Raw genomic sequence first — 24,004 nt, forward strand, 5'->3', positions numbered from 1 at the left:
CGCTTGCGGTTCTGAAATCCTCTGGCTATAAGGCGCCCACACAGCGAGTGCGCCCTTCGTCTATCGGTTAGGACACCAGATTTTCATTCTGGGAAGAGGGGTTCGACTCCCCTAGGGCGTGCCACTGTGTTGAACTCCTCCCCCCAAAAAAATCAGCGCTTTCAGCAATTGAACAGCCGTTCGCTGCGTCAAACGCATCTCCAGTTCCGGCCGTTCAATCGCCGAATTTTTCTCGGCGATTTTAACAGGAAAAGCACAAAAATCGTGCGATTGGCGCTTGCGGTATCCAGAGTCGCTGGCTATAAGGCGCCCACACAGCGAGTGCGCCCTTCGTCTATCGGTTAGGACACCAGATTTTCATTCTGGGAAGAGGGGTTCGACTCCCCTAGGGCGTGCCACTGTGTTGAACTTCTCCCCCAATTCGAAATCGATTTTCTGTCGTTGGAACAGCTATTTAACGCGCGTTTCGACACCCGCATTTCCGCCTTGTGCCGGCATGAATCTTTCCTGGTATTTTGAACAGGAAAATCACAAAAATCCTGAGATTGGCGCTTGCGGTATCCAGAGTCGCTGGTTATAAGGCGCCCACACAGCGAGTGCGCCCTTCGTCTATCGGTTAGGACACCAGATTTTCATTCTGGGAAGAGGGGTTCGACTCCCCTAGGGCGTGCCACTGTGTTGAATTTCTCCCCTGATATTACAAGCATTATCAACGCTGCCAGCTTGGGCGCGTGACCGAACGATCCCGTTTCAAGCGCCCTGCCCGGTGTCCGAGAAAGCCTATCGTCGATTTCGCGGAAAAGGCTTAGTATGCAGCGTGCGCAGCAATTCTCAGCGCAAAACGAGCTTAATGGCGCCCATCGTCTAGCGGTCAGGACGCCGCCCTCTCACGGCGGCAACACGGGTTCGATTCCCGTTGGGCGTACCAGGCTTCGGCAAATTTCGCCGCATGGCGGCGAACGCGTGGACGGCTAGGCTTGCGCCTCCAAACACTTCACTCCCCGACAGCGATACTGGTGTGCCGCCGGGCGGCCGGCCCCCTCGTATCATTTGACCGGAAGCAACGGATTTGTAAGGTCCTGCAGCGTCCTGACTACCCCGAATCCGTCACAATTCGGCGACCCGCACCAACAAACGTTCGAAACAGGGGAATCTATTTTGTTACGCGTCATTGCTGCGGGGCTCGCCGCAATCACTATTTCGTCCTATCCCAGATCGCCTGCGGCCGCTCCTTCCAACGCCGCTTCTGTCGAGCGACCGCTGATGCCTGCAGACCTGGTACCGAGTTCGGTATTCAAGCTGGGGATGTCAATCGACGAGCTGGAAGCTTTGCTTGCGCGGGATTTCAAAGGCTGGGAACGTTCCGATACGACGCGAAGCTTGAACAATCGCAAAGATCCGAAGCTCCCCGCTTATGCCAAAGCCCCCTATCTGCAGCGAATACACATTACCCAATTCGACCAGCAACAAGGTCTTCGTCGAACCTACTCGCTCACACTGAATTCGCCACTCAGCGGCAGCCATCTCTACTCCGTGGTTTACAATGTCGAAGCCTTGCAGCCGTTCGATAATCTCGGATCTTTGAGCGCTGTGGCTCAATATCTGAGCGTCACTTGGGGCAGCGCTCATCGTGCATCACACAAGGGAGAGTTCGCACTCCTCAGCTATCTCTTCGATCGACAAGGGGAACTTGTTCGTGATGGCGGTGCAAGTTGCGTTCCCTTGTATCCGGCTCTTGTCAGGCTGGACGAAAAGACGCCCGACGAGGTCGAAAAAGTTATCGCAATGATCGACGCAACGAACTGTGGCGGCAACAAGAGCGTACATTTTCGCCTGCAAGCCGATGGCGACACGATCGTCGAAACGACGTTCTTCAACACCATCCTCTCTGTGAATCCTCGAGATGTTTTGAAGCGTGTGCGATACGGTCAGCCGTAAGACGGCCCAGAGAAATATCTGTCAGCACTCTTCGCGACAGGTGCTACAGCGCCTTCGCCGCGTCCGTGACGCGCAGCTGTACCCGTCGCTGGCCCTGCCACAGATCGGCTGACACCGATCCCGCGACGTGAATAGACGTCCCCCGGCTCGACAGTAGGAAATCGCCGAGCGGCGTCTCGGTCGCCCGGAAGGCTATCCCGTCGAGACGGCTGCCGTCCTGGCCCTCCAGCGTCACCTTGACGTGGTTGGCGCCGACCTGGCGGCTGTCGCGCAGGCGATGCTGCGGAAAGGCAAAGACGGGCTGCGGGTGGGCTGAGCCATAGGGGCCTGCCTGCTCCAGGAGGTCGATCAGCTCCAGCGTGGCACCGGATGCTGCAAGCGCGCCGTCGACCTTCAGCGTCTGGACGGCGACAAGCTCACGCACGGCGGCTTCCGCGCGTTCCTCGAAGAACTGCCGGAGCTTTCCGAGTTTCGCGCGCTCGACGGTGAGGCCGGCCGCCATGGCATGGCCGCCGCCTTTGACCAGCAGGCCGCCGTCGACGGCAGCGCGGACCATCTTGCCCATGTCGAAGCCGTTGATCGAGCGACCCGAGCCGGTTCCTCTGCCATTGGGATCGAAGGCGATGGCAAAGGTCGGCCGGCGGAATTTTTCCTTGATGCGGGCTGCGAGCAGCCCGACGATGCCCGGGTGCCAGTTTTCGCGCGCAGTGACGATCACCGAAGCGCCCTCGCCCGTGCCGTATTCGGCCAGAACCTCAGCCTCCGCCTCGGCCAGCATGACAGCTTCCATCGCCTGCCGCTCGCGGTTGAGTTCATCGAGCTGGGCTGCAATCTTCTCCGCCTCGGCAGCGTCTTCCATCGCCAGCAGCCGGCTGCCGAGTGCCGCATCGCCAATGCGTCCGCCGGCATTGATTCTCGGGCCGACGAGAAAGCCGAGGTGATAGGGCGTGACCGGGCCGCCGATTGCCGCCTTGCGCAAGAGTGCCGAAAGCCCGACATTGCCCATATGGCGCGCTGCGATCAGTCCCTTGACCACATAGGCGCGGTTCAATCCCTTGAGCGGCACGACGTCACAGACGGTCGCCAGTGCCACAAGATCGAGCTGGGCCAGCAGGTCGAAAGAAGCGACGCGGCTGTCGCCGGCGGTGCGCAAGACACGTAAGGTATTGACGAGAACCAGATAGACGACGCCGGCGGCACAAAGGTGCCCCTGCCCCGAGAGATCGTCTTCGCGGTTAGGATTGACCAGCGCATGGCAGGGCGGCAGCGATGCGCCGACCTGATGGTGGTCGATGACCACGACATCGACGCCGCGTTTCTCGGCAACGGCAAGCGACTCATGGCTTGTCGAGCCGCAGTCGACGGTGACGATGAGATCGGCGCCGTTGTCGATCAGTTGCTCGATCGCCGTCGGGTTCGGGCCGTAGCCCTCGAAGATCCGGTCCGGAATATAGATCTCCGCGTCGACGCCGAAATGGCGCAGGAAACGCGCCATCAGCGCCGAGGACGCAGCGCCATCGACGTCGTAGTCACCGAAGACCACCGTCTTTTCCCGGCGCTTGATGGCCGTTGCCAGACGCTCTGCAGCCTTGCGGCAATCGGTCAGTTTGTCCGGGTCCGGCATCAGCGCGCGAAGCGTCGGATCAAGAAAACTTGCGGCATCGTCGAGCACGACGCCACGGCCGGCAAGCACGCGACCGAGAAGATCGGAATAGCCGTGAACCTGACTGATGGCGAGCGCCCGGTTCTGACCCGCCTGGTCGAGGCGCGACACCCATCGCTGTCCGCTGACCGACCGCTCGACGTTCAGAAAGGCCCGCTGTACCGGATCCACCAATTCTTCCATGCTCGTCCACCCGCTTGGCGCTTGATTCCTCTTAGCGCATAACCCTGGAAATCGTGACCGTTTTCAGAACGGCATACACAGAGATCCACGTTTCGCGGGGATCTGCGTTGCTATCGGCGCCCAAGGCATAAAGAAAGAAGCCTCGCCGGCTTGCTTGCGCGGCGAGGCTTCCAATCTATCGGTGGCAAGCTGCACTGTGTGCCGACATGCCGAATGGTCTCGGGCCCTGTCGCCCTCAGTTTGCCTTCGGACGTTCGATGCGGATGACCTGCGGTTCGCCGACGAGGTAGCCCTCGCCCTTGATCGCCTTGATCGCATCGCGAACGGAGTGCTCCGATGTTGCATGTGTGACCAGGATGATCGTCTGCGGCTCGCCCGTGTCCATCAGCTGCTTGGAATGCTGCATGATCGATTCCAGCGAGATGCCGTTGTCGGCCATGCGGGTCGCGATGCTGGCGAAGACGCCGGTGCGATCGACGACCTTCAGGCGGATGAAGTAGCCGCCCTCGTGGCTCTGGATCTGCGCACGCTTGTAGGGAAGCAGCGCATTGGTCGGACGACCGAAGGCCGGAACGTGCTGGGCGCCCGGGCGGCTCTTGGCGATGTCGGCGATATCGCCGAGCACGGCCGAAGCCGTCGCGTTGCCGCCGGCACCGGGGCCGACCATCAGGAGTTCGCCGAGAATATCGGATTCGATCGCAACCGCATTGGTCACGCCATCGACCTGAGCGATGACGGAATCGTAGGGCACCATCGTCGGGTGGACGCGCTGCTCGATGCCGCTTTCGGTGCGCTGAGCGACACCCAGGAGCTTGATGCGGTAACCGAGATCGGCGGCCGCATGGATATCGTCGATCGAGATGTTGGTGATGCCTTCGAGGTAGATGTCGTCGGCCGCGATCGCCGTTCCGAAGGCAAGGCTCGTCAGGATCGAAAGCTTGTGGGCCGTGTCGTTGCCCTCGATGTCGAAGGCCGGGTCGGCTTCGGCGTAACCGAGGCGCTGGGCTTCCTTGAGGCAGGCTTCGAAGGACAGCTGTTCCTTCTCCATCTTCGTCAGGATGTAGTTGCAGGTGCCGTTCATGATCCCGTACACGCGCGAGATCGTGTTGCCGGTCATGGATTCGCGCAGCGCCTTGATGACGGGGATACCACCGGCAACAGCCGCTTCGTAGTTGAGCAGCGCGCCCTTCTCCTCGGCGATCTTGGCAAGTTCGATGCCATGGGCAGCCAGCAGCGCCTTGTTGGCGGTGACCACGTGAATGCCGCGCTGCAGCGCCGCCTTGACGGCCGAATAGGCGGGATCGCCGGAGCCGCCCATCAGTTCGACGAAAACGTCGATATCGGCGTCACGCGCAAGCGAGATGGCATCGTCGAACCAGGCGGTCTTCGAAAGGTCGACGCCACGGTCCCTGTTGCGGTCGCGCGCGGTTACGGCCGTGGTCTCGATTGCCCGTCCGCACGTTGTCGCAAGCATCTCGTGACGATCCTGGAGGATTCGCACGAGCGAGGCACCGACGGTACCCAAGCCCGCAATGCCGATTTTGAGGGCATCTGCCATAGCCATTTCCTAACATGTAGAGGGCGCACCGCGAGAACAGCGGGGCCAGTGTGGAAGGAGGCGCGCGTCAAACACGCCTCCCGACTTATTTAGTTACGCGGGATGCGGGCGGAAAACCGACTACACTTTTCCTCATCCCGCTCCAATTACCTGTGCGCGTTGAGCGAGATGACGTTGTGCATCGTCTCGTCGGCGGTCGACAGGAACTTCTTGATGTTGCGCGCCGCTTGACGGATGCGGTGCTCGTTTTCTACGAGAGCGAGACGAACGTAGTCGTCGCCCTGCTCGCCGAAGCCGATACCGGGAGCGACCGCGACATCAGCCTTCTCGACGAGGAGCTTCGAGAATTCGAGCGAACCGAGATGACGGAACTTCTCCGGGATCTTCGCCCAGGCAAACATCGTCGCTGCCGGCGGCGGCACTTCGAAGCCGGCCTTGCCGAAGCTGTCGACCATCACGTCGCGGCGGCGCTTGTAGATGTTGCGCACTTCAGCGATGTCGCTGCCGTCGCCGTTCAGCGCCTGGGTGGCGGCCACCTGGATCGGCGTGAAGGCGCCGTAGTCGAGGTAGGACTTCACGCGCGTCAGCGCTGCGATCAGACGCTCGTTGCCGACGGCAAAGCCCATGCGCCAGCCCGGCATCGAGAATGTCTTCGACATCGAAGTGAACTCGACCGTGCAGTCGATCGCGCCCGGAACTTCCAGCACCGACGGCGGCGGCGCGTCGTTGAAGTAGATTTCCGAGTAGGCGAGATCGGACAGCACGATGATGTCGTGCTTCTTCGCAAACGCGATCACATCCTTGTAGAAATCAAGCGTCGCAACCTGCGCCGTCGGGTTCGACGGATAATTGAGGATCAGCGCCAGCGGCTTCGGGATGGAATGGCGAACGGCGCGTTCCAGCGGCCCGAAGAAGGTTTCGTCCGGCTCGACCGAGATCGAGCGGATGACGCCGCCGGCCATCAGGAAGCCGAAAGCGTGGATCGGATAGGTGGGGTTCGGGCACAGAATGACGTCGCCAGGTGCGGTGATCGCCTGCGCCATGTTGGCGAAGCCTTCCTTCGAGCCAAGGGTGGCGACGACCTGGGTATCCGGGTTGAGCTTGACGCCGAAGCGGCGGGCGTAATAGGCGGCCTGGGCACGACGCAGCCCGGGAATGCCCTTCGACGACGAATAACGATGCGTGCGCGGGTCCTGAACGGCCTCGCAGAGCTTGTCGACAATCGACTGTGGTGTGGGTAGATCCGGATTGCCCATGCCGAGGTCGATGATGTCAGCACCGGCCGCTCGCGCGCTTGCTTTCAAACGGTTGACCTGTTCGAAAACATAGGGCGGCAAACGCCGGACTTTGTGAAACTCTTCCATCTCCAAACCTCGTTTGGCGCACGCTCCCGCCAGCGGCTCAAGCCTTTGCGAAACCGTGCGCTGTGGTGAACGGCCGTCCATGCGGCCATTGAACGCTTTGCGTCCAAATCACCGGAAAGGCAAGCGCTAATTCTGGATCTCTTTCAGCGTGTCCGTGCCGTGCTGTTCGGCGAGCGCGCGCATCTCCTTCAGGCGCCGCTGGTACTCCGCTTCGGAGATCGCGCCGGACTTGCGCGCAGCACCGAGCGAGCTCAGGCGCGCCTGCATATTGGTCGCTTCTTCGTTGGTCATCTGCGCCGTTGCGGCCGGCTTCTGGCCGTAGACCGACGGATAATTCTCGAAGTTGGTCCCCTGGCTGTTGCAGCCAGCAAGCGTGCCTAGCAGAACGATCCCGGCAACCCAGGTGATGGAACGCTGTTTTCCGACGGCAAGCATACTGGAGACGACCTCTATTTTGATGGCGCGACGATGCGCTAGCCCTTGTAATCATTTTCGGGCAGAATGTAAAAATACAAAACAAACAAGATGCTGTGGAGGACGCCGGGTGACAGCAGAGAGGAATGCGGAAGGCAAGGACGGCTACGCAGGCTTCGATCCCAAATCCGTCGAACCTTATATCGTCAAGGATCCGGAAAGCCTCGCCGTCAACCTCGCCCGCGCCATGGAACAGCTTGGCAAGGCGGCCTCCGCCTGGCTGGCGCCGCGGGAATCGGGCCAGAAGTCCGATACCTTCGCCGAGCCCGTCACCGACATGGTCAAGACGCTCTCCAAGGTCTCGGAGTACTGGCTTTCCGACCCTCGCCGCACGCTCGAAGCGCAGACTCACCTGATGGGCAGCTTCTTCGAGATCTGGTCGCGCACGCTACACCGAATGTCCGGCGAAGAGACGGCGGCGCCTGCCGCCCTCCAGCGCAACGACAAGAGATTTGCCGACGAGGATTGGGTGAAGAACCCGTTCTTCGACTTCATTCGCCAGGCCTATTTCGTAACGTCGGACTGGGCTGAGCGCATGGTCGAGGACGCCGAGGGGCTTGACGACCACACGAAACACAAGGCTGCCTTCTACGTAAGGCAGGTTTCGAGCGCGCTGTCTCCGACGAACTTCGTCACCACCAACCCGCAGCTCTACCGCGAGACCGTTGCCTCGAGCGGCGCCAACCTGGTCAAGGGCATGCAGATGTTTGCCGAGGACATCGCCGCCGGTCGCGGCGACCTCAAGCTTCGGCAGACGGACACCAGCAAGTTTGCGATCGGCGAGAATATCGCGATGACACCGGGCAAAGTCATTGCCCAGAGCGACGTTTGCCAGGTGCTGCAATACGAGGCGACGACGGAGACCGTGCTGAAGCGGCCGTTGCTGATCTGCCCGCCCTGGATCAACAAGTTCTACGTGCTCGATCTCAACCCGCAGAAATCCTTCATCAAATGGGCGGTCGACCAGGGGCACACGGTCTTCGTCATCTCCTGGGTGAACCCGGACGAACGGCACGCGACCAAGGACTGGGAAGCTTATGCCCGCGAAGGCATCGGCTTTGCGCTCGATATCGTCGAGCAGGCAACCGGTGAACGCGAAGTCAACGCCATCGGCTATTGCGTCGGCGGCACCCTGCTTGCCGCAACGCTGGCATTGCACGCTGCCGAGGGCGACGACCGCATCCGCTCGGCGACACTGTTCACGACGCAGGTCGATTTCACCCATGCAGGCGATCTCAAGGTGTTCGTCGACGAGGACCAGATCAGCCAGATCGAACAGAACATGAGCGTAACCGGCTATCTCGACGGCTCGAAGATGGCGACCGCCTTCAACATGCTGCGCGCTTCGGAGCTGATCTGGCCATACTTCGTCAACAACTACCTCAAGGGCCAGGAGCCTCTGCCCTTCGACCTGCTTTACTGGAACTCCGATTCGACGCGGATGCCGGCCGCCAACCATTCCTTCTACCTGCGCAACTGCTACCTCGATAACAAGCTTTCGAAGGGCGAGATGGTGCTTGCCGGAAGGCAGGTGTCGCTCGGCGACGTGAAGATCCCGATCTACAATCTCGCGACCAAGGAAGACCACATCGCCCCGCCACGTTCCGTGTTTCTCGGCAGCGCTTCATTTGGCGGCAAGGTCACCTATGTTCTCTCGGGCTCGGGCCACATAGCCGGCGTCGTCAACCCGCCGGACAAGGGCAAGTATCAGTTCTGGACCGGCGGCGCGCCGAAGGGCGACTTCGACGATTGGTTCAAGGCGGCCAAGGAAACACCGGGATCCTGGTGGCCGCACTGGCACCAATGGATCGAGAAACTCGACAAGCGACGCGTTGCGCCCCGCAAGCCGGGCGGCCCGCTGAACTCGCTCGAGGAAGCCCCGGGCTCCTACGTGCGCGCCCGCGCCTGAACCATTTTGCAGGACACGCCTTGATCTTCGATCCTCCGCTGACGACCGCGACCCTGGTGCAGCGCTACAAGCGCTTTCTCTTCGACGCCCTGCTGCCCGATGGCACAGCCATGACCGGATCCTGCCCCAATACCGGTTCGATGCGCGGGCTGACGACACCCGGTTCACGCATCTGGATGTCGGAACACGACAGCCCGACGCGGAAATACCGCCATATGCTGGAAATCGTCGAAGCCGACGGAACGATGGTCGGCATCAACACCGGCCTGCCCAACCGGCTTGCGGAAGAAGCGATCCGGCTGGCGCTCGTTTCAGACCTGCATACCTATGAACACAGTGCGCGCGAGCAGAAATACGGGCGCAACTCGCGCATCGACATTCTCCTCAGCGATCCCGAGCGCGGCCGTGCCTATGTCGAAGTCAAGAACGTGCATTTCAGCCGCACGCCCGGTCTTTCCGAATTTCCTGACAGTCCGACAACGCGCGGTGCGAAACATCTCGACGAGCTCGGTGATATGGTCGAGGCAGGTCACCGTGCGGTGATGATCTATCTCGTGCAGCGTGATGACTGTGACCGGTTGAGGATCTGCCGCGAGTTCGATCCCGCCTATGCACGCGCGTTCGACCGCGCGATGTCACGTGGTGTCGAGGCCTACGCCGTCAAATGTCAGATTTCGCCGACGCAAATCCGCCCGACCGGATTGATGGCAGTGGACGAAGCGGCCCTCGCTGCTCTATGAAATCCGACTGGAACAACTGAAAGCTTTGGAATGGTGACTTACATCGAGGCAGGGTCTGCGCCCTACAAGAATACCGGCGTTATCCGGCTCTACGGACCGGAAGGTTTCGAGGGCATGCGAAAAGCCTGCCAGGTGACCGCGCGTTGTCTGGACGAGCTCGTCTCGCGGGTGCAGCCGGGCGTCACCACCGACGAGATCGACCGGTTCGTCTTCGAGTTCGGCATGGACAATGGCGCGCTGCCGGCGACGCTCAACTATCGCGGCTACACGAAATCGTCGTGCACCTCGATCAACCACGTCGTCTGCCACGGCATCCCGAACGACAAGCCGCTGCGCGAGGGCGATATCGTCAACATCGACGTCACCTATGTCGTCGATGGCTGGCACGGCGATTCGAGCCGGATGTATCCGGTCGGCGAGATCAAGCGTGCGGCCGAGCGACTGCTCGACGTCACCCACGAGAGCCTGATGCGCGGCATCGCCGCCGTGCGCCCCGGCGCCCGTACCGGCGCCATCGGCGAAGCGATCCAGGTCTATGCCGAAGCGGAGCGCTGCTCGGTCGTGCGCGATTTCTGCGGCCACGGCGTCGGCAAGCTTTTTCATGATGCGCCGAATATCCTGCACTATGGCCGCGCCAATGAAGGCCCGGAACTGCGTGAAGGCATGATCTTCACCATCGAGCCGATGATCAATCTCGGCCGCCCGCATGTGAAGGTGCTCTCGGACGGCTGGACCGCCGTCACCCGTGACCGGTCGCTGTCGGCACAATACGAGCACACGGTCGGCGTCACCGCCGATGGCTGCGAGATCTTCACGCTTTCGCCGGCGGGCCTGTTCAAGCCGGGCGTCAGCACGATCGGCGCCGCATGACGAAACGTCCGATCTCCCCTGACGGCGACTTGGCGCCATCGGCGGACGAGAGGACGTTTTTTCCGCAGTTGCAGCTGGATGGGAAACCGGCGACGAAGAAGGCGCCGGAACCTGAGGCCCATTACCACGGTCATCGCGACCGGCTGCGGACGCGCTACCGGGAACAGGGCGACTCGGCGCTTGCCGATTACGAAATTCTGGAAATGCTGCTCTTTCGGCTGATCCCGCGCAAGGATACCAAGCCGATCGCCAAGGCCCTGCTCGCCCGTTTCGGCACGCTCGCCGGTGTCTTCGGCGCCCCGATCGCGCTGTTGCAGGAAGTCAGCGGTATCGGCGAGGCCGTAGCCCTCGACCTCAAGCTGATCTCCACCATCGGTCACCGCACGCTCAAGAGCGAACTTCGCGAGAAGCAGCTTCTCTCGTCCTGGAGCGCCGTCATCGACTATTGCCACGCGGCGATGGCCTACGAGACGAAGGAACAGTTCCGCATCCTCTTTCTCGACAAGCGCAACACGCTGATCGCCGACGAGGTGCAGCAGAAAGGCACGATCGACCACACGCCGGTCTACCCGCGCGAAGTCGTCAAACGGGCACTCGAACTCTCGGCAACGGCGATCATCCTCGTGCACAACCATCCATCCGGCGACCCGACCCCGTCGCGCGCCGATATCGACATGACCAAGCTGATCGTCGAGACGGCCAAGCCTCTCGGCATCGCCGTGCACGATCACATCATCATCGGCAAGGATGGACACGTTAGCCTGAAAGGCTTGCGCCTGTTCTGATCACGCCGGCACCCAGCCGTTTCGCACGGCGGAGGCACCAACCCGGTAGTGGCGCCACTCTGCCGCAAACAGTGGCGAAAGCGGTCACCCCGAAAGGCCGGATTCGACAGACTCCGTCCCCGCCGAGCGAGAAGCCTCGACGACGATATGCACGAACTGCAGTTTCGCCATTGACGGTTTCGACATCACAAAGGGGTAGAAGTCCGGCTGGCCCATGCTGCGCGCCAGTTCGTTGAGCACCATCGTCATTTCAATCCAGGAGTTCAACAGCGACAGAAACCCGTCGGCGCCGGTGTCGTCGGGCGCATACAAGGCGTCGCGCTCAAACGGCTCGATAATCGCTTCAAGATCCTCTGCGTCGAGCCCAAACCCGAGCGCTGTGCCAAGGCTATCGATCATATGCAAATAGTGCGCCCAGGTTTCCGCCCAGTCTTCCCAGGGATGCGTGGACGCATAGGAACTGATGTACCGATCAGCCCAGTCTGCGGGCGGGCCGTTTTCATAGTTCGCCTTCAATGCCGCCACATAGTCGGCGCGCTCATCTCCGAAAAGCGAACGAAAGGGCTCCAGCCAAGGACCGTTGAGAATAAGCCTGTTCCAATAGTAGTGGCCGACCTCGTGTCGCAAGTGACCGAGCAGCGTGCGGTAGGGTTCATGCAGTTCGAGCCGCATCTTCTCCCGTTGAACAGAATCCGCTTCCTCGATGTTGACCGTAATCAAACCGTCGGCGTGCCCGGTCAGAACGCGCGGCCCGTTCTCCGGCGAACGCAGGAAATCGAACATCAGACCGTGCTTCTCGTCCTCGTCGACCTTTGACTTCACCGGCAAGCCGAGCGACAGCAACTGCGAAACGAGCCTTCGCTTCGCCGCTTCGATCAGCCCCCAGTGACGGGCATTGTCCTCACAATCGAGATTCGGAATGGTCCTATTCAGCCGGCAGGCGATGCAAAGGCACCTCGGCTCGCTCGCCGACAGCATCCAGTTGCACAACGCGGCAGTGTCACGATTGCTGCAATATTTCAGCAACGGCCGCCCGCCACCCGCCTCCCACGTGTCCGGCTGTGGGCCCGGTTCAAGCGGTATCAGGACGTCTTCAGCCGGCAGATATCCGAGCGGTGCCTGGCAGCTGTTGCAAAGGGTATTGCCGAAGAAGATGTGGCTGCCGCAGCGGCAGACATAGGTGCGCGAATACCGCTTGGCCACGTCGCGGCGCTTCCAGTTCGTACCGATGAGGTCACCAAGCGTTTCCAGAAGGCTTGCCACGACATCCTCCAAGTTTGGAACTGGCAAAGTCGGCCCGATTGGCGCTCCGGCCTAAAGCCATTTCGCGCGGCGGAAGAAGCGGTAGAGCGTGCCGCACAGCCCGATAATGACAGCCAGCACGACGAAGTAGCCGTAGCGGAACTTGAGCTCCGGCATATCGTCGAAGTTCATGCCGTAAATACCGGCGATCGCCGTCGGCACCGCGAGGATCGCGGCCCAGGACGCGAGCTTGCGCGAAATCTCCGTCTGCTCGGATTGCCCCACCATCAGGCTCGCCTCGAAGGTGAAGGCGAGCACTTCACGCAAGGCGTCGATGTCCTCCTGAACGCGCCGCACGTGGTCGGTCACGTCACGAAAGAGTGGCTGCAGTGCTGCATCCATGCCCGGCAGATCGATGTGCTCATGCCGCCGGCAGACGTCGACCAGCGGCACGACCGCGTTTCGCAGGCGCAACAGATTACGCCGCAGCAGATAGAGGCGTTCGATGTCGCCCTTGACCAGCCGCTCGCGCAGCAGCCGGTCCTCCAGTTCCTCGACTTCCTCGTGGATCGCCTCGATCACCGGCATATAGTTGTCGACGATGAAATCGAGGATCGAATAGAGGATGTAGTTCTCGCCATGGGCAAGGGCTGCCGGCGACGATTCGCAGCGCTGACGCACGGCCATGTAAGAGGTCGACGCGCCGTGTCGGACCGAGATGACATAACCGCGCCCGACGAACAGATGCGTCTCGCCGAAGGCGATCTCGTCGCCGACCATGTGCGCGGTGCGGGCGACGACAAAGATCGAATCGCCATAGATCTCCAGTTTCGGCCGCTGATGCGCCTTGCAGGCGTCCTCGATCGCAAGGTCATGCAGATCGAATTCCTGCTGAATCTGCCGCAACAGTTCGGCATCGGGCTCATGCAGGCCGATCCAGACCACCGCGCCCGGACGGTCGCGCCACTTGCCTGCGTCTTCGATGCGGATATCGCGGACGCGCACGCCGTTCTCATAGACCGCGGCCGCAACGACGCCGGCGCGCGGCTGCGAATTCGGCATGACGGCTTCACCGTCAGACTGTGGCAAAACCCTGTTCGTCAGCTCCAATCCCATCGTCAGCCTCCCAGGCAAATACGACACCGACGGGCTCCGGATGTCGTAACGGAACCAAGCATACGCGCACTCCCTTATATATTCTCATCCGGCTGTTTCGGCTATGAAAACCACTTCATCAAACCGTGCCATTGACGGTATAGAGGCTTGCGAGCGAGAGTTTTCGCAACGCACAACGATTCCACCTTCTAACGGAAACGCCTATGAACCAGTTCGATCTCATCGTTGTCGGAAGCGGACCTGCCGGCCGCCGCGGCGCCATCCAGGCAGCCAAGCTCGGCAAGAAGGTCCTCGTCATCGAACAGGGAAAACGCGTTGGCGGCGTTTCGGTTCACACCGGCACGATTCCCTCCAAGACGCTGCGCGAAACGGCGCTCAATCTTTCGGGCTGGCGCGAGCGCGGCTTTTACGGGCGCTCCTATCGCGTCAAGCAGGAGATCAGCGCCGATGACCTCCGGCAGCGCCTGATCATCACCCTCAATCATGAGGTCGAGGTTCTCGAACACCAGTTTGCGCGCAACCGCGTGCAGCAGATGCGCGGCAAGGCGAGCTTCGTCAATCCGACCACGCTGGAGGTCGTCAAGGACGACGGCGAGACCATGCTCGTATCCGGCACCAGCATCATGCTTGCCGTCGGTACCAAGCCCTTCCGCCCGGATTACATGCCGTTCGACGGCAAGACCGTGCTCGACAGCGACGAACTGCTCGACATCGAGACCCTGCCGCGTTCACTGGTGGTGATCGGCGCCGGCGTCGTCGGCATCGAATACGCGACGATCTTCAGCGCGCTCGACACCCAGGTAACGGTGATCGACCCGAAGACGACGATGCTCGATTTCATCGACAAGGAAATCGTCGAAGACTTCATCTACCAGCTGCGCGACCGCAACATGAAACTGCATCTCGGGCAGAAGGCCGAAACGGTCGAAAGGCTCGAGGATGGTAAGGTGCTGCTGACGCTTGACAACGGCCGCAAGATCACGACCGACATGGTGCTCTTTGCCGCGGGCCGCATGGGCGCGACCGATACGCTCAACCTTCCGGCCGCCGGGCTTGAAGCCGACAGCCGAGGGCGCCTCAAGGTCAATCCCGAGACCTTCCAGACCTCCGTGCCCAACATCTATGCCGCCGGCGACGTCGTCGGCTTCCCGAGCCTCGCCTCGACCTCGATGGAACAGGGCCGCATCGCTGCGCGCGTCGCCATCGGCGCGATCGCGATGGAGCCGCAGAAGTACTTTCCCTACGGTATCTATGCCGTGCCTGAGATCTCCACCTGCGGTCTCTCGGAAGAAGAGGTCAAGGAACGCGGCATCCCCTACGAATGCGGCATCGCCCGCTTCCGCGAGACTTCGCGCGGCCACATCATGGGGCTTGATTCCGGCCTGTTGAAAATGATCTTCTCGCTGAAGACCCGCCGCCTGCTCGGCGTGCATATCATCGGCGAAGGCGCGACGGAGCTGGTGCATATCGGCCAGGCGGTGCTGAACCTCAAGGGCACGGTCGAGTACTTCGTCGAAAACACCTTCAACTACCCGACGCTGGCCGAAGCCTACAAGATTGCCGGCCTCGACGCCTGGAACCGCATGGGCGAGATTAAGCAGGAAGTACCAAAAGCGTAAGCTTCCAGCGACAGAGCCGACCGCCGTCAACGATGACGGCGGCGGCCAAACGCCCAAAGGGTACAGATGGTGGCTCCGCGCTACGGCCGGCTTCCCCGCCTGTCCCTCAATACCGGCATCTGAAATGCGCGGGACGCTGGCGAATCGGCTAGCTTCACCTCTCCCGATCAAGAGAGCCGAACACCATGCGCATCCTTTCGCTCAATGCCTGGGGCGGCAAGCTCCATTCGCCTTTGATGAAGTATCTCGCCGATGTCGATGCCGACGTCCTGTGCCTGCAGGAGGTCGCGCGATCACCGACGACCGAGGCCGAATGGCTGAGCTATCGCGATGCGGACGTGGAACTGCCGCAACGCGCCAACCTCTTCGACGAGATCGCCGCCGTACTTCCGGGGCATGATGGATTCTTCTGCCCGACGGCGCGAGGGATTCTCTTTGCCGGTGACGCGCCCGTGGCATCGGAATTCGGCCTGGCGACCTTCGTTCGGCGGGGCTACTCCGTCATTGGCCAGGCGCTCGGCTTCGTGCATGGCGGCTTTTCGCGCGACGGCTGGGGGCCGCATCCGCGTGCGCGCAACGCCCATTGCATCCGACTGTTCGATCACGACGCCGGCACACCCATCACTATCGCGCAGATGCACGGGCTGCGGGAGGTCGGCGGCAAGAACGACAGTCCGGAACGCCGCGCGCAGGCCGACGCGCTGGTAGGTCTCATCCACCAGGTCTGGCCCGGCGACGAGCGGCTGGTCGTCTGCGGTGACTTCAACGTGCTCCCGGACAGCCAAACGTTTCAGACGCTCGGGCAGCTCGGCCTCGTCGACCTCGTCGTATCCCGCAGCCACACGGACACGCGCACCTCGCACTATCGAAAGAGCGGCCGCTTTGCCGATTACATGCTGGCGAATGGCACAGTCAGCATCGCTCGCTTCGATGTCGTCGCAGCACCCGAAGTCTCCGACCACCGCGCCCTCCTCCTCGACATCGCCTAGCGCGCCGTGGATATCACTGAGCCACGAAGTCGGCTCTGGCTGAATCCGCTGTACGCTTCCGTGCACCGCTGAAAGCAGGATGCTCTCGGCCAGCGCCGGACGAAGAGCTCGCCTCCCGCAACGAAAAAGGCCCTGCCGCAAGCGGCAGGGCCTTTCGATTCCTAAGGCTTCGATCCGATTACTCGGCGCTGTCGTCAGCGGCCTTCTTCTTGGCCGGAGCCTTCTTCTTCGGAGCGGCAGCTTCTTCGCCTTCGGCGGCTTCAGCCTTGGCAGCGGCCTTCTTCTTGGCCGGAGCCTTCTTGGCAGCCTTGCCTTCGGTCTCTTCGTCGTCAGCCGTCAGTTCTTCCTTGGAAACCGTCTTGTCGGTTACCGAGATTTCGCCGAGCAGGTGGTCGACAACCTTTTCTTCGAACAGCGGAGCGCGCAGCGAAGCAGCGGCGCCGGGGGTGTTCTTGAAGTAGTCGAGGATCTGCTTTTCCTGGCCCGGGAACTGGCGCAGCTGTTCGAACAGCGAACGCTGCAGTTCGTCGTCGCTGACCTGAACGCCGGCCTTTTCGCCGATTTCCGAGAGAACGAGGCCGAGGCGAACGCGACGCTCAGCGAGCTTGCGGTATTCGGCGCGGGCTTCTTCTTCGGTGGTTTCTTCGTCAGCGAAGGTCTTGCCGCCCTGCTGGAGGTCGGTGTTGATCTGGCGCCAGATGTTTTCGAATTCGGCTTCGACGAGACGCTCCGGCGTTTCGAACTGGTAGAGTTCGTCGAGCTGGTCGAGGATCTGACGCTTGACCTTCTGACGGGTCAGGTTGCCGTACTGGCTTTCGATCTGGCCGCGGACGATTTCCTTCAGCTTGTCAGCCGATTCGAGGCCGAGCTTGGTGGCCAGTTCGTCGTTGATTTCGATGTCCTGGGCGCCAGCCACGTCCTTGACGGTGATGTCGAAGGTGGCTTCCTTGCCAGCAAGGTTTGCAGCCGGGTATTCAGCCGGGAAAGTCACGGTGATGACCTTCTCGTCGCCAGCCTTCAGGCCAACGAGCTGTTCTTCGAAGCCCGGGATGAAGCGGTTGGAGCCGAGAACCAGCTCAGCGTCTTCGTCCTTGCCGCCGTCGAAGGCAACGCCGTCGACCTTGCCGAGGTAATCGATGGTGACGCGGTCGCCGTTGGCAGCCTTGCCCTTCTTCGATTCGTAGCTACGAGCGCTTTCGGCGATCTTGAGGATCTGCTCGTTGACTTCGTCTTCAGCGATCTCGACGACTTCGCGGGTCACCTTGATGCCGCTGACGTCCTTGAGTTCGATCGCCGGGATGATTTCGTAGGCAACGGTGAACTCGAGGTCGGCTTCGGCGTTGAGGATCTTGTCGGCTTCGGCCTCGTCCTCGGTCATCGCGATTTCCGGCTGGGTGGCCGACTTTTCGCCACGGCCCGACAGGATCTCGGTCGGCTTGTCGCGAACGATCTCGTTGACGAGGTCAGCCATGATCGACTTGCCGTAGATCTTCTTCAGATGCGCGGCCGGTACCTTGCCTGGGCGGAAGCCGTTGATCTTCACACGGTCCTTCACTTCGGCCAGACGCTCGTTCATCCGAGCTTCCATGTCCTTGGCCGGGATAACGACCTTGAGTTCGCGCTTCAGCCCTTGAGCGAGCGTTTCGATAACCTGCATGTTCAAACCTTCATTTCACGTTGACTGTGCTCTTCCCCTTCGAAAGGTCTGGCGAGCACGTGAGCCGATCCATTTGCCGGGAGTGGCTTTACGCAGTTCTGCAACCGTTTTGCAAGCAAAATGGCACTCCAGCCCCCTTCATCCTCGCAGAATCCGGACTTTAGGCGCGATCGCTGTCTGGTGCGGGTAGAGAGACTTGAACTCCCACGCCTTGCGGCACCAGAACCTAAATCTGGCGTGTCTACCAATTTCACCATACCCGCGTTCAGACAATCGCACCGCCTGATCGTATTCCCGCAAGACCAACCAGCGGAATACCGCGGATACAAAGGCATGCTGAAAGTTCAGGGCTTTCCCGAGCGCGGCGTCTCTATATCACTCGTTCTCGCGGGATCAAAGGGAAAATGCGGGAATTCCACCACCGATCCGGCAGGGGACGGCGCAGCTTAATAGAGAGGCTCCTCATAGACCGGGCTGCCATTGACTGCGATCTCACGGATCTGGGCCTTTCCCTTGGCGTCCACGCGGATATCGACGGAGAGCGCCTCGGCGTTGCGCGCCTCCTCCAGCGTCCGCCCCTCGCCTTCCGGCACATAGAAGCGCTCGATCCCGTATTCGACACTGACGGACGAGACCGCGGACGAGGGATAGTAGATAAAGGGCAGCGAGCGAAGGACGACGCTGTCGCCGGCGGGGCCAAGCGGTTGGAAGGACGCTTCGGTCGCCGCCCAGAAACCGTCGATCTGCTTTTCCAGCCGAACGTAGATCTGCGCCTCTTCCGACTGCTTCGGCGTATCGCCCTTGAACAGTTCCGGCTGGAGCCTGGAAATGTCGTAGCTCAGGATCACGTAGTCGCCCCGAAGCAGATCGCGGGGATCGACGGGCACGGTCTTCAACAGCACGTCACGGCCGTTTCTGAGGATCGATGCCCTGCTCTCGATCATATAGCCAAGGGCCGCCGTCTGCACGCCCGCAACCAGCAGGGCCGCCAGCAATGGGTTCAGCCAACGGGTCTTTGCAGCGGTCATTGTGGCGCCTCCGTCCCGCGCGCATTTGCCAAGTGCCCCTCGATGCGGATGACGAGCCAGGCGATGCCGGCAACCACCAGCCCCGAAATCAGGAAGAAGCCCGAGGTACCAAGCATCGAGCCAAGGGTCTCGAAGGCGAGATAGAGAAGCTCGCCGGCGAAGGCGACGTAGCCGAGATAGCGCACGGCGCCGTTCTGCGCCCCGGCAAGCGCAATGCCGAGGAGCGCCACCAGCAGCGTCCCTGCCCCGGTCGCGACCTCCGTCGTCACTCCGACGGCTTCATATTGGAGAGCGGTAAAACCGAGCAAGGCGAGCGCGAAGGAATAGAAGGCGGGTGCCGAACCGGCATCGACCGCAAGCGCGCGAAGCGGCGAGCCGGGCAGCGTCGCCGCGAGAAAGGCCACGAGCCCGAACGCAGCGAGGCCACCGGCAAAGGCGAGCGATGCATTATCGAGATAAAGCCAGGCGAGCCACGATAGGACGAGCAGATAGGCGAGATGACGAACCCTGTCGGCGGCCGTGAAGCGCACCAGCAGCACGACGATCACGGCAAGCGCCGGAACGGACCACATGCGCCAGTCCGGCGTGGCACTGAACCCGTCGTCTTTCAGCACCGTTGCGAAATAGAACCAGGCGAGCCCGCCTGTAACCGCGGCCATGGCTGCGGAGCGAAATGCCACGGCAGAGAGCACGGCGCCGGCAAACCACAGCAGCGCGGCGTCGGCCGCATCGCCGGATAGGTGATACATCTGCCCGATCAGGGCGATGCCACCGCCAAAGGTAGCCACCCCCAGAACGAGCGCGGCCGCGGCGAGCGTCGGGCGCCCGGTGCGGATCAGCCAGGCGGCGGCAAAGTGAAAGCCCCAGACCAAGGCGACGATGCCGGCCACGCGGGCAAGGCGCGGCAGCGCCTCCCAGTTGGCGGCAACGAGCAGCAGGATTGACGCGGACAACAGAAGCGCGGCGAGAATGAGCAGGACGCGCCCGGCCCGGAACGTCGACTCGCGACCGTCATATTCGGCGAGCATTGCACGCGCCGCATTCTCCTGCAGTAGCCCCTTGTCGACCCAGTGCTTGAAGTCTCGTTCGAGACGCGCGCGGTACATCCTGCCCCCAGCCTAGAATCCGATGCTTGAATTGGTTCGGTTCAGTCCCCAACTAACCACGTATCAGCGCGGAAACACAATCGCCCTGCGGCAGTTGCGCACCAAACCGATAGGGACGAATAAACGGCTTGCGTAACGCGCATATCTTCCATGCGGATATTGCACTGCACAAATCGATTTAAAGGTCCTATATTCAAATCATCAAAGGCGAACGAAGGCATGAAGCCAGACGGTCGCCAGCGGAAATGGCCAACCGCCTCAGTTTACTGAGAAAGGCCCGGGTAAAACCGACGGAATTCGGACGAGCGCACTCCTCCTCCCAGCGCTCTTCCGATCAGATTGGCAACACTCCTCCTCCCAGTTGCCAATCACCCCTAATGACGCTCGCTGGACCTCCTCCCCCAGCGGGCGTTATTCTTTTTCAGCCCTCCTCTCCATAAAGAAGCCTGCGTCTGCGCACCTGCACAATATTCGTGCATAATTTCGCTGCGCTCGCCCCTTGCTATGCGTTGCATGCATAGGTGCCATTCTGGAACAGCGCTACCCTTCCACCCGCCTGCATACTATCTTCAACTCATCGATCGGGGCGGCGCACTCCTCCTCCCAGCGCCCCTCGATTTGGATCGGCGACACTCCTCCTCCCGGTTGCCGATCAGAACAAAGCAACGCTCGCTGGATCTCCTCCCCCAGCGGGCGTTGTTTGTTTCTGGCCCCTCACATTTCGGGCAGCTTCCAGCCACGACAAGTCGATTGCGCCGCGCGTTTTAGACGCCAGCCGCGAACGCGCCATCGCGCAGAGGCTTGCACGGCCTGCATGGGTGCGATGCAGCATTGTCTCTGTAACTTCTGCTCAAAACGATTATATTCCAGAGCATCAGATGACGGCCAGCAAGAGAGATTAAGCGCTGGCACACGACCCTAGAAAGGATAGGATCATGAACCTCGCACGCTCTTTCAACAATTGGCGCAAGTATCGTCAGACCTGCAACGAACTCGGCCGCATGACCGACCGCGAACTGTCTGACCTCGGCATCGGCCGTGGCGACATCCCGTACGTTGCCCGCCAGGCGATCAAGTAATTCAGGCTGCGCCTTACGCGCAACCGACCTCCAGTAGACGCCCTCCGGTTCATTCCGGGGGGCGTTTTCTTTTGGCGCGGCCAGTACGATCCAGGTGACGCCTTCGCACGTGCGAGAGACACCGGACGCTCCGCCAACTGCGACTGCCCAAGCAACGGAACCGGGCTCACCGAGAGACGCTTCGTCGCTCCGTGCCATCAGCTCTCAAATACGTTTGAAAACAGTCTCTTACCGGCGGACAATTAAGATTTTAATCAATCCTTAATCGATGCCGCCTTTTGAAGCGGTGCCCATCTATACGGCGATGCACTGCACAAATGCATAGCAGCTGCATTTTCTTTGCACTCCACCTTCTAATTAGACAAGCGTATAAGAACCTCAACGACGCAGACAGATGGCTGTCGCGACAACCTGATTTTGAGGAAAAGACCATGAACCCGATTCGTATCGCAAAAAGCTGGATCAACTACCGCCGCACCGTCAGCGAGCTCGGCAACCTGTCGAACCACGCTCTCAATGACATCGGCATCACCCGCTACGACATCCGCAACATTGCGGCCCGTTCCTTCCGTTAATCGGAACGAACGACCAGGACTTCCAAGACGGCGCCTTCAGGGCGCCGTTTTCGTTTATAGGCGTTGGAACGGAAGGCCGAGCCGTGATAGGAAGCCGGCCATGAGCAAAGACACTTCTTCCCACTCCCCCATCCACGTCATCGGCGGCGGCCTTGCCGGATCGGAAGCCGCCTGGCAGATCGCCGAAGCCGGCGTACCGGTCGTCCTGCACGAGATGCGCGGCGTGCGCGGTACCGATGCGCACAAGACCGACGGCCTTGCCGAACTCGTCTGTTCCAATTCCTTCCGCTCGGATGACGCGACCAGCAACGCGGTCGGCGTTCTGCACGCGGAAATGCGCCTTGCCGGCTCGCTGATCATGAAATCGGCCGATGCCAACCAGGTGCCGGCCGGCGGTGCGCTCGCCGTCGATCGCGACGGCTTTTCCGATGCGGTCAGCGCGGCGATCGCCGCCCATCCGCTGATCACGGTGGTGCGCGAGGAAGTCACCGGCCTGCCGCCGAAAGATTGGGACCTCGCCGTCATCGCGACCGGCCCGCTGACAGCCCCTGGCCTTGCCGAGGCGATCCGCGCAGAAACGGGCGCCGATGCGCTCGCCTTCTTCGACGCCATCGCACCGATCGTCTATACCGAGACCATCGACATGGACGTTTGCTGGTTTCAGTCCCGCTACGACAAGGTCGGCCCCGGCGGTACAGGCAAGGACTACATCAACTGCCCGATGACCGAGGAGCAGTACAACGCTTTCGTCGATGCCCTGGTTTCGGGCGACAAGACCGGCTTCAAGGAATGGGAAGGCACGCCCTACTTCGATGGCTGCCTGCCGATCGAAGTGATGGCCGAGCGTGGCCGCGAGACGCTGCGCCACGGGCCGATGAAGCCGATGGGCCTCACCAATGCCCATAACCCCACCGTCAAGCCCTACGCCGTCGTACAGCTGCGCCAGGACAATGCGCTCGGCACGCTCTACAACATGGTCGGCTTCCAGACGAAGCTGAAATACGGCGCACAGGCCGAAGTCTTCCGCATGATCCCGGGCCTGGAGAATGCCGAATTCGCCCGTCTCGGCGGCCTGCACCGCAACACCTACATCAACTCGCCGACACTGCTCGATGGAACGCTGACGCTGAAGTCGCGGCCGGGCCTGCGCTTTGCCGGACAGATCACCGGCTGCGAAGGCTATGTCGAAAGCGCGAGCATTGGCCTGCTCGCCGGCCGCTTCGCCGCCGCCGAGCGCAAGGGCGAGACTTTGGCCCCACCGCCGACGACCACCGCCTTCGGCGCGCTGCTCAATCACATCACCGGCGGGCATATCGTCTCCGACGATGAACCGGGCAAGCGCTCGTTCCAGCCGATGAACGTCAACTTCGGCCTGTTCCCGCCGCTCGATCCGGGCGCGATCGTCAAGCCGGAAGGCGTCAAGCGTTTCCGCGGCAAGGAGAAGGCGGTCGCCAAGAAGCAGGCGACGGCGTCGCGCGCACTCGCCGATTGCGCCGCCTGGCTCGGCAAGTCCGCCTGACGGCTCGCAGACGCATCAAGGAAACGACAAAAGGCCCGCTTGCAGCGATGCAAGCGGGCCTTTTCCTATTGCAGTGCGCGGAGAGAGCTTACTCGGTCGCCTGCGCCGTGTGCGGCGGCTCGACCGCCGGCTGTTCGAACTCCGATTTCGGGCTGAAGCTGCCGAGCAGCCAGAGCGAAACCTCGGCCGCCTCGCCGGCACTCTGAAATTCGAAGTCATTGTCGAGATAAGCAAAATCGGGGAAATGGACGATGAGGCCACGGCCGGTCTCGGAGCTGTTGACCCTGACCTTTCCGGGGTGGATCACGTGGCACACATAATGGGTGCCGTGCGACTGGATGAAGCCCGCCTTGCCGTCATGCAACCGCAGGAAGATCGCCGTGCGATCCGCCGTCGAGTGCAGCGCCCGGATCGCCTCGTCCGGAAAGGCGCGACCGAATTCCACCATCGCAGAACCGGCATCGGGATTGTCCCAATCCCGCTCGGCGCGGGCGTTCATCCACATGTAGAATGCGCCGACCAAGACGATGACGGCGATGAGCAATAACCAAAGCATCCGCGGGCGCTCCCCTTCGCTCGGCATGACGCCG

Annotated in this window: 20 protein-coding genes and 5 tRNA genes; 14 read left to right on the plus strand and 11 right to left on the minus strand. The window is 61.4% G+C overall.

The window, feature by feature from the left end:
• Positions 1–49 precede the first annotated feature (49 nt).
• From OKW20_RS14625 to OKW20_RS14645, 5 genes are all read left to right on the plus strand, one after another.
• Positions 50–124 (plus strand) — tRNA-Glu (locus OKW20_RS14625).
• Positions 125–323: 199 nt separating this feature from the next.
• Positions 324–398 (plus strand) — tRNA-Glu (locus OKW20_RS14630).
• Positions 399–598: 200 nt separating this feature from the next.
• Positions 599–673, plus strand: a tRNA-Glu gene (locus OKW20_RS14635).
• 180 nt (positions 674–853) lie between these two features.
• Positions 854–928 (plus strand) — tRNA-Glu (locus OKW20_RS14640).
• Positions 929–1,158: 230 nt separating this feature from the next.
• Positions 1,159–1,938 carry a hypothetical protein gene (locus OKW20_RS14645; protein ID WP_429173165.1) on the plus strand — a complete coding sequence of 260 codons (780 nt, stop codon included), beginning with the start codon at positions 1,159–1,161 and terminating at the stop codon, positions 1,936–1,938.
• 43 nt (positions 1,939–1,981) lie between these two features.
• On the opposite strand, the gene recJ is transcribed toward OKW20_RS14645, so the two are convergent.
• The 4 genes from recJ to OKW20_RS14665 all read right to left on the minus strand — a co-directional run bounded on the left by recJ (position 1,982) and on the right by OKW20_RS14665 (position 7,141).
• Complete coding sequence (gene recJ, locus OKW20_RS14650; protein ID WP_429173168.1) at positions 1,982–3,784, minus strand: single-stranded-DNA-specific exonuclease RecJ; 1,803 nt, start codon at positions 3,782–3,784, stop codon at positions 1,982–1,984.
• Positions 3,785–4,019: 235 nt separating this feature from the next.
• Positions 4,020–5,342: a homoserine dehydrogenase gene (locus tag OKW20_RS14655; protein ID WP_043611645.1), complete on the minus strand. Its 1,323-nt coding sequence runs from the start codon at positions 5,340–5,342 to the stop codon at positions 4,020–4,022.
• A gap of 146 nt (positions 5,343–5,488) precedes the next feature.
• Entirely contained in the window at positions 5,489–6,706 is a 1,218-nt protein-coding gene (locus tag OKW20_RS14660; protein WP_034796568.1) for an LL-diaminopimelate aminotransferase, read from the minus strand.
• A gap of 126 nt (positions 6,707–6,832) precedes the next feature.
• On the minus strand, positions 6,833–7,141 hold the full coding sequence (locus tag OKW20_RS14665; protein ID WP_043611643.1) for a hypothetical protein: 309 nt from the start codon (positions 7,139–7,141) through the stop codon (positions 6,833–6,835).
• Between the two features lie 109 nt (positions 7,142–7,250).
• Here OKW20_RS14665 and phaC point away from each other — a divergent pair, with 109 nt between their 5' ends.
• Genes phaC through radC form a run of 4 tightly spaced genes read left to right on the plus strand, consistent with a single transcriptional unit; the run spans position 7,251 to position 11,484 of the window.
• Positions 7,251–9,089: a poly(3-hydroxyalkanoate) polymerase subunit PhaC gene (gene phaC, locus OKW20_RS14670; protein WP_429173171.1), complete on the plus strand. Its 1,839-nt coding sequence runs from the start codon at positions 7,251–7,253 to the stop codon at positions 9,087–9,089.
• A gap of 20 nt (positions 9,090–9,109) precedes the next feature.
• Entirely contained in the window at positions 9,110–9,829 is a 720-nt protein-coding gene (gene sfsA / locus OKW20_RS14675) for a DNA/RNA nuclease SfsA (RefSeq protein WP_429173173.1), read from the plus strand.
• 30 nt (positions 9,830–9,859) lie between these two features.
• Positions 9,860–10,699, plus strand: coding sequence for a type I methionyl aminopeptidase (map, locus tag OKW20_RS14680; RefSeq protein WP_192446079.1), 840 nt, complete (start codon positions 9,860–9,862; stop codon positions 10,697–10,699).
• Complete coding sequence (gene radC / locus OKW20_RS14685) at positions 10,696–11,484, plus strand: RadC family protein (RefSeq protein WP_429173176.1); 789 nt, start codon at positions 10,696–10,698, stop codon at positions 11,482–11,484. Before map ends, radC begins: the two co-directional genes overlap by 4 nt.
• An 84-nt stretch (positions 11,485–11,568) precedes the next feature.
• Here radC and OKW20_RS14690 read toward each other — a convergent pair whose 3' ends face one another.
• Together OKW20_RS14690 and OKW20_RS14695 are read right to left on the minus strand one after the other, a co-directional pair.
• Positions 11,569–12,747: a zinc-binding metallopeptidase family protein gene (locus tag OKW20_RS14690; RefSeq protein WP_429173178.1), complete on the minus strand. Its 1,179-nt coding sequence runs from the start codon at positions 12,745–12,747 to the stop codon at positions 11,569–11,571.
• A gap of 51 nt (positions 12,748–12,798) precedes the next feature.
• Entirely contained in the window at positions 12,799–13,788 is a 990-nt protein-coding gene (locus tag OKW20_RS14695) for a magnesium and cobalt transport protein CorA (RefSeq protein ID WP_052201550.1), read from the minus strand.
• Between the two features lie 257 nt (positions 13,789–14,045).
• On the opposite strand from OKW20_RS14695, the gene sthA reads away from it, so the two are divergent.
• On the plus strand, positions 14,046–15,461 hold the full coding sequence (gene sthA / locus OKW20_RS14700) for a Si-specific NAD(P)(+) transhydrogenase (protein WP_043611633.1): 1,416 nt from the start codon (positions 14,046–14,048) through the stop codon (positions 15,459–15,461).
• 185 nt (positions 15,462–15,646) lie between these two features.
• A complete protein-coding gene (locus OKW20_RS14705; protein ID WP_429173181.1) occupies positions 15,647–16,450 on the plus strand; it encodes an endonuclease/exonuclease/phosphatase family protein in 804 nt (267 codons plus the stop codon).
• 178 nt (positions 16,451–16,628) lie between these two features.
• Here the strand turns inward: OKW20_RS14705 and tig are convergent, their stop codons facing one another.
• The 4 genes from tig to OKW20_RS14725 form a co-directional block, all read right to left on the minus strand.
• Complete coding sequence (tig, locus tag OKW20_RS14710; protein ID WP_429173184.1) at positions 16,629–18,107, minus strand: trigger factor; 1,479 nt, start codon at positions 18,105–18,107, stop codon at positions 16,629–16,631.
• Between the two features lie 178 nt (positions 18,108–18,285).
• A tRNA-Leu gene (locus OKW20_RS14715) sits at positions 18,286–18,370 on the minus strand.
• A gap of 183 nt (positions 18,371–18,553) precedes the next feature.
• Positions 18,554–19,135, minus strand: coding sequence for a GDYXXLXY domain-containing protein (locus OKW20_RS14720; RefSeq protein WP_429173186.1), 582 nt, complete (start codon positions 19,133–19,135; stop codon positions 18,554–18,556).
• A complete protein-coding gene (locus OKW20_RS14725) occupies positions 19,132–20,241 on the minus strand; it encodes a DUF2157 domain-containing protein (protein ID WP_429173188.1) in 1,110 nt (369 codons plus the stop codon). The genes OKW20_RS14720 and OKW20_RS14725 overlap by 4 nt, the downstream gene beginning before the upstream one ends.
• 935 nt (positions 20,242–21,176) lie before the next feature.
• On the opposite strand from OKW20_RS14725, the gene OKW20_RS14730 reads away from it, so the two are divergent.
• From OKW20_RS14730 to trmFO, 3 genes are all read left to right on the plus strand, one after another.
• On the plus strand, positions 21,177–21,320 hold the full coding sequence (locus OKW20_RS14730; RefSeq protein ID WP_064816990.1) for a DUF1127 domain-containing protein: 144 nt from the start codon (positions 21,177–21,179) through the stop codon (positions 21,318–21,320).
• A 431-nt stretch (positions 21,321–21,751) separates the two neighbouring features.
• Positions 21,752–21,895, plus strand: coding sequence for a DUF1127 domain-containing protein (locus tag OKW20_RS14735; RefSeq protein WP_064816989.1), 144 nt, complete (start codon positions 21,752–21,754; stop codon positions 21,893–21,895).
• Positions 21,896–21,995: 100 nt separating this feature from the next.
• Positions 21,996–23,414 (plus strand): methylenetetrahydrofolate--tRNA-(uracil(54)-C(5))-methyltransferase (FADH(2)-oxidizing) TrmFO, encoded by a 1,419-nt coding sequence (gene trmFO / locus OKW20_RS14740; RefSeq protein ID WP_429173190.1) that lies wholly within the window; start codon positions 21,996–21,998, stop codon positions 23,412–23,414.
• 88 nt (positions 23,415–23,502) lie between these two features.
• On the opposite strand, the gene OKW20_RS14745 is transcribed toward trmFO, so the two are convergent.
• Entirely contained in the window at positions 23,503–23,970 is a 468-nt protein-coding gene (locus tag OKW20_RS14745) for a hypothetical protein (RefSeq protein WP_429173192.1), read from the minus strand.
• Between the last annotated feature and the right edge of the window lie 34 nt (positions 23,971–24,004).

The sequence above is a fragment of the Ensifer sp. LBL genome (genome assembly GCF_050435225.1).
Taxonomy (GTDB): domain Bacteria; phylum Pseudomonadota; class Alphaproteobacteria; order Rhizobiales; family Rhizobiaceae; genus Ensifer.